General features: G+C 61.0%; 5 protein-coding genes. 2 read left to right on the forward strand and 3 right to left on the reverse strand.

Annotated elements, in window-relative coordinates; translation table 11 throughout:
* Positions 1-53: 53 nt before the first annotated feature.
* The 3 genes from gatB to gatC are packed head-to-tail and all read right to left on the reverse strand — an operon-like array spanning position 54 to position 3265.
* Positions 54-1499, reverse strand: a complete 1446-nt coding sequence (gene gatB / locus WBR57_RS01155) for an Asp-tRNA(Asn)/Glu-tRNA(Gln) amidotransferase subunit GatB (protein ID WP_122539827.1) — start codon at positions 1497-1499, stop codon at positions 54-56.
* Positions 1500-1509: 10 nt separating this feature from the next.
* Positions 1510-2961: an Asp-tRNA(Asn)/Glu-tRNA(Gln) amidotransferase subunit GatA gene (gene gatA / locus WBR57_RS01160; RefSeq protein WP_424081354.1), complete on the reverse strand. Its 1452-nt coding sequence runs from the start codon at positions 2959-2961 to the stop codon at positions 1510-1512.
* Between the two features lie 16 nt (positions 2962-2977).
* Positions 2978-3265, reverse strand: a complete 288-nt coding sequence (gene gatC, locus WBR57_RS01165; protein ID WP_116629110.1) for an Asp-tRNA(Asn)/Glu-tRNA(Gln) amidotransferase subunit GatC — start codon at positions 3263-3265, stop codon at positions 2978-2980.
* A gap of 210 nt (positions 3266-3475) precedes the next feature.
* Here gatC and mreB point away from each other — a divergent pair, with 210 nt between their 5' ends.
* The gene (mreB, locus tag WBR57_RS01170; protein ID WP_002555108.1) at positions 3476-4513 is read left to right on the forward strand and encodes a rod shape-determining protein MreB; all 1038 of its coding nucleotides are present in this window, start codon (positions 3476-3478) and stop codon (positions 4511-4513) included.
* A 188-nt stretch (positions 4514-4701) separates the two neighbouring features.
* Positions 4702-5573 (forward strand): rod shape-determining protein MreC (mreC, locus tag WBR57_RS01175; protein WP_424081357.1); only part of this gene is annotated, 872 nt, incomplete at its 3' end.

Consider the following 5573-nt stretch of genomic DNA (forward strand, 5'->3'; position numbering starts at 1 on the left):
CGCACAAAGGGTCCGAGTGGGGCATGAAATCCCATTCGGACCATTCACCGCTGTCAGCCTTCGAGCTTGCTTTTCAGCAGCTCGTTCACCTGTTGCGGGTTGGCCTTGCCTTTGGAGGCTTTCATGGCCTGCCCGACAAAGAAGCCGAACATCTTGCCGCGCTTGGCTTCGTCTGCCGCACGGTACTGCTCGACCTGCTCGGCGTTGGCCGCGAGCATTTCATCCAGCACGGCGGAGATGGCGCCGCTGTCGGTGACTTGCTTGAGGCCACGCTTCTCGATGATGTCGTCAGCGCTGCCTTCGCCGGCGGCCATGGCTTCAAACACGGTCTTGGCGATTTTGCCGGAGATGGTGTTGTCCTTGATGCGCAGGAGCATGCCGCCCAGTTGCTCGGCAGTCACCGGGGCTTCGTCGATTTCCAGGCCCTGTTTGTTCAACAGGCTGCCCAGCTCGACCATTACCCAGTTGGCCGCCAGCTTTGCGTCGCCGGCAATGCTCAGGACTTTTTCGAAGTAGTTGGCTTGTTCGCGGCTGGAGGCCAGCACGCTGGCATCGTAGACCGACAGCCCGAACTGCGCCTGGAAACGCTCGCGTTTTTGCTGCGGCAATTCCGGCAGGGTGGCGCGCACGTCATTGAGGAACGAATCCTCGATGACCACCGGCAACAGGTCCGGGTCGGGGAAGTAACGGTAGTCGTTGGCTTCCTCTTTGCTGCGCATGGCGCGAGTTTCGTCTTTGTTCGGGTCGTACAGGCGGGTTTGCTGGATCACCTTGCCGCCGTCTTCGATCAGCTCGATCTGGCGACGCACTTCGCTGTTGATCGCCTTCTCGATGAAGCGGAACGAGTTGACGTTCTTGATCTCGCAGCGGGTGCCGAACTCGACCTGGCCCTTGGGGCGGATCGACACGTTGCAGTCGCAACGCAGCGAGCCTTCGGCCATGTTGCCGTCGCAGATGCCCAGGTAGCGCACCAGCGCGTGGATGGTCTTGACGTAGGCCACGGCTTCCTTGGCGCTGCGCATGTCCGGCTCGGAGACGATTTCCAGCAGCGGCGTGCCGGCGCGGTTCAGGTCGATGCCGGTCGCGCCCGGGAATTCTTCGTGCAGGCTTTTACCGGCGTCTTCTTCCAAGTGCGCGCGGGTCACGCCGACACGTTTGATCGTGCCGTCTTCCAGCGGGATGTCCAGGTAGCCCTTGCCGACGATCGGCAATTCCATCTGGCTGATCTGGTAGCCCTTGGGCAGGTCCGGGTAGAAGTAGTTTTTGCGCGCGAACACGTTGTGCTGGCCGATTTCGGCGTCAATCGCCAAACCGAACATCACCGCCATGCGCACCGCTTCCTGGTTCAGCACCGGCAGCACGCCGGGCATGCCCAGGTCTACCAGGCTGGCCTGGGTGTTGGGCTCGGAGCCGAACGTGGTGGCGCTACCGGAGAAAATCTTCGATTGGGTGGCGAGCTGGGTATGAATCTCCAGCCCGATCACAACTTCCCATTGCATAGTGTTCTCCTCAGAAGCCGGTAGGGGTGCGAGTGTGCCAGTCGGTGTTCAACTGGTACTGGTGCGCCACATTGAGCAGGCGGCCTTCCTGGAAATACGGGGCGAGCAATTGCACGCCGACCGGCAGGCCATCGACGAAACCGGCGGGCATGGACAAGCCCGGCAGGCCCGCGAGGTTGGCGGTGATGGTGTACAGGTCTTCCAGGTACGCAGCCACCGGGTCGCCATTCTTGGCGCCGAGCTTCCAGGCCGGGTTCGGCGTGGTTGGGCCGAGGATCACGTCGACCTGTTCGAAGGCGGCCATGAAGTCGTTCTTCACCAGGCGACGGATTTTTTGCGCCTTTAGGTAGTACGCGTCGTAGTAACCGGCCGACAGGGCGTAGGCACCGACCATGATCCGGCGTTGTACTTCAGCGCCGAAGCCTTCGCCGCGGGAGCGTTTGTACAGGTCGGTCAGGTCTTTCGGATTTTCGCAGCGGTAGCCGAAGCGCACGCCGTCGAAACGCGACAGGTTGGAGGAGGCTTCCGCCGGGGCGATCACATAGTAGGCAGGAATCGCGTGCTGGTTGTTCGGCAGGCTGATTTCCTTGATGACCGCGCCGAGCTTTTCCAGCTCTTTAACGCTGCTGTGCACCAACTCGGCGATACGCGGGTCGAGACCGGCACTGAAATACTCTTTCGGCACGCCAATGCGCAGGCCTTTAAGCGACGTATTCAGGCTGGCGCTGTAGTCCGGCACCGGCTCGTCGATGCTGGTGGAGTCCTGTTTATCGAACCCAGCCATGCCTTGTAACAAAATCGCGCAGTCTTCGGCGGTGCGCGCCAGGGGGCCGCCCTGATCCAGGCTGGAGGCGTAGGCGATCATGCCCCAGCGGGAAACGCGACCGTAGGTCGGCTTCAGACCGGTGAGGTTGGTGAAAGCCGCCGGCTGGCGGATCGAACCGCCGGTGTCGGTGGCCGTGGCCGCCGGCAGGAAGCGTGCGGCAACCGCGGCAGCCGAACCACCGGACGAACCGCCGGGCACGTGCTCGAGGTTCCACGGGTTTTTTACCGCGCCGTAGTAGCTCGATTCGTTGGCCGAGCCCATGGCGAATTCGTCCATGTTGGTCTTGCCCAGGGTCACGGCCCCGGCGGCAGCCAGCTTGGACACCACGGTGGCGTCGTAGGGCGCTTTGAAGTTGTCGAGCATCTTCGAGCCGCAGCTGGTGCGAATGCCCTGGGTGCAGAACAGGTCTTTGTGGGCGATCGGTGCGCCCAGCAGTGCGCCGTTCTCACCGTTGGCGCGACGTGCGTCGGCGGCCTTGGCCTGGCTCAGGGCCAGCTCCTCGGTGAGGCTGATGAAGCTGTTGACCTTGGGATCGTGCTCGGCGATGCGCGCCAGCAGGGTCTTGGTCAACTCTTCGGAAGAAAACTTTTTGTCGGCGAGACCGCGGGCGATCTCGGCCAGAGTCATGTGATGCATGAAAGGCTCTTTCCCTTTAGTCGATGACTTTCGGAACCAGGTACAGGCCGTTTTCGACCGCTGGCGCGATGGACTGGTAGGCCTCGCGATTGTTTTGCTCGGTCACGACGTCTGCGCGCAGGCGCTGGCTGGCTTCCAGCGGGTGAGCCAGGGGCTCGATGCCGTCGGTATTCACGGCCTGCATTTGGTCAACCAGCCCGAGAATGCTGTTCAGGGCTGCGGTGGTCTGTGGAAGATCGGCTTCATTCAGGCCAAGCGAGGCCAGATGAGCGATTTTTTCCACGTCGGAGCGTTCAAGCGCCATGGGAATCTCCAGTGGAAAACAGAACGGAGGCTGTCCGTGTGTTAGATTGTCGGAACACTACCGCATTTCTACGGTCTTACGGCCGCGATTGTGGGGGTTGGTGCACAGAAAGTCGGCCAATTTAGCACATTGGCGCCTTGCCCAAAATCCCTGTCGTTGTTAGAGTTTGCCGCACTTTTTTACCCACGCGTTGCCTAGGGTCCCTTTCCCATGTTCAAGAAACTGCGTGGCATGTTTTCCAGCGATCTTTCCATTGACCTGGGCACTGCCAACACCCTTATTTACGTGCGCGAGCGCGGTATCGTTCTGAATGAGCCATCGGTTGTGGCCATTCGGACCCATGGTAATCAGAAAAGTGTCGTTGCCGTTGGCACCGAGGCCAAGCGTATGCTCGGCCGTACACCAGGCAATATTGCTGCCATTCGTCCGATGAAAGACGGCGTGATCGCCGACTTCAGTGTCTGCGAGAAGATGCTGCAGTACTTCATCAACAAGGTTCACGAAAACAGTTTCCTGCAGCCCAGCCCTCGTGTGCTGATCTGCGTTCCATGCAAGTCCACCCAGGTGGAGCGTCGTGCCATCCGTGAATCGGCCCTTGGCGCCGGTGCCCGCGAAGTGTTCCTGATCGAAGAACCGATGGCTGCTGCGATCGGTGCCGGCCTGCCGGTTGAAGAAGCGCGCGGTTCGATGGTGGTGGATATCGGTGGTGGTACCACTGAAATCGCCCTGATTTCCCTGAACGGTGTGGTGTATGCCGAATCCGTGCGTGTAGGCGGCGACCGCTTCGACGAAGCGATCATCACTTATGTGCGTCGTAACTACGGCAGCCTGATCGGCGAATCCACCGCCGAGCGCATCAAGCAGGAAATCGGTACCGCTTACCCGGGCGGCGAAGTTCGCGAAGTCGATGTTCGCGGTCGCAACCTGGCAGAAGGCGTTCCACGTGCCTTCACCCTGAACTCCAATGAAGTGTTGGAAGCTCTGCAAGAGTCCCTGGCCACCATCGTTCAGGCTGTGAAGAGCGCCCTGGAGCAGTCGCCGCCGGAATTGGCTTCCGATATCGCCGAGCGTGGCCTGGTACTGACCGGTGGTGGCGCCTTGCTGCGCGACCTCGACAAGTTGCTGGCCCAGGAAACCGGGCTGCCGGTGATCGTCGCCGAAGACCCGCTGACCTGCGTCGCCCGTGGCGGTGGCCGTGCACTGGAAATGATGGATAAACACACCATGGACCTGCTCTCCAGCGAATAAGTATTTGCTCGTTAGCCCATGTTTCGCCCACAGGCAGCACTTTGCAGTGCTGCCTGTTGGCGTTTATCTTCTTCAATCTGCATCCAGGCCGGTTAGATGCCGTATGAATAAAGAGAACATTTGCCTGGGAGGAGCGGCTTATTAAACCGCTTTTCGCCAAAGGCCCCTCATTGGGCGTGCGCTTGTTGGTGCTGGTCGTGCTTTCGGTCGCGCTGATGGTGGTCGATGCCCGCTTTGCACTGCTCAAGCCCGTGCGTAGCCAGATGTCGCTGGTGTTGATGCAGACTTACTGGATCACCGACCTGCCGCAACGTCTCTACCAGGGCGTGGCCAGCCAATTTGGCAGCCGTACCGAGCTGGTCGCCGAGAACGAAAAACTCAAGACTGAAAACCTGCTGTTGCAGGGGCGCATGCAAAAGCTGGCGGCCCTCACCGAGCAGAACGTTCGGCTGCGCGAGTTGCTCAATTCTTCCGCGTTGGTCAACGAGAAGGTCGAAGTGGCCGAGTTGATCGGCATGGACCCCAACCCCTTTACCCATCGCATCATCATCAACAAGGGTGAGCGCGACGGTGTGGTCCTCGGCCAGCCGGTACTGGATGCCCGTGGCCTGATGGGGCAGGTGGTCGAGTTGATGCCCTACACCTCGCGGGTATTGCTGCTGACGGACACCACCCACAGCATCCCGGTGCAGGTCAACCGTAACGGCCTGCGCGCGATTGCCAGCGGCACCGGCAACCCCGAGCGCCTGGAATTGCGGCATGTGGCTGATACGGCCGACATCAAGGAAGGCGACCTGCTGGTCAGTTCCGGCCTGGGCCAGCGTTTCCCGGCGGGCTACCCGGTAGCGACCGTCAAGGAAGTGATCCACGATTCCGGCCAGCCATTCGCCATCGTGCGCGCCGTGCCGACCGCCGCCTTGAACCGCAGCCGCTACCTGCTGCTGGTGTTCAGCGATAACCGCACTCCGGAAGAGCGCGCCAATGACGCCGCCCAGGCCCAGGAAGCGGAAGACAAGCAGAACGGCAGCGTACCAACCATTCCTGCCACGGTGCCGAAACC

This window comes from Pseudomonas sp., assembly GCF_049590575.1.
GTDB lineage: Bacteria > Pseudomonadota > Gammaproteobacteria > Pseudomonadales > Pseudomonadaceae > Aquipseudomonas.

What these genes read in the sequence shown, in the direction of transcription:
- gatB (WP_122539827.1), bottom strand. Translation starts at nt 1,499, where the DNA reads ATGCAATGGGAAGTTGTGATCGGGCTGGAGATTCATACCCAGCTCGCC.
- gatA (WP_424081354.1), bottom strand. Translation starts at nt 2,961, where the DNA reads ATGCATCACATGACTCTGGCCGAGATCGCCCGCGGTCTCGCCGACAAA.
- gatC (WP_116629110.1), bottom strand. Translation starts at nt 3,265, where the DNA reads ATGGCGCTTGAACGCTCCGACGTGGAAAAAATCGCTCATCTGGCCTCG.
- mreB (WP_002555108.1), top strand. Translation starts at nt 3,476, where the DNA reads ATGTTCAAGAAACTGCGTGGCATGTTTTCCAGCGATCTTTCCATTGAC.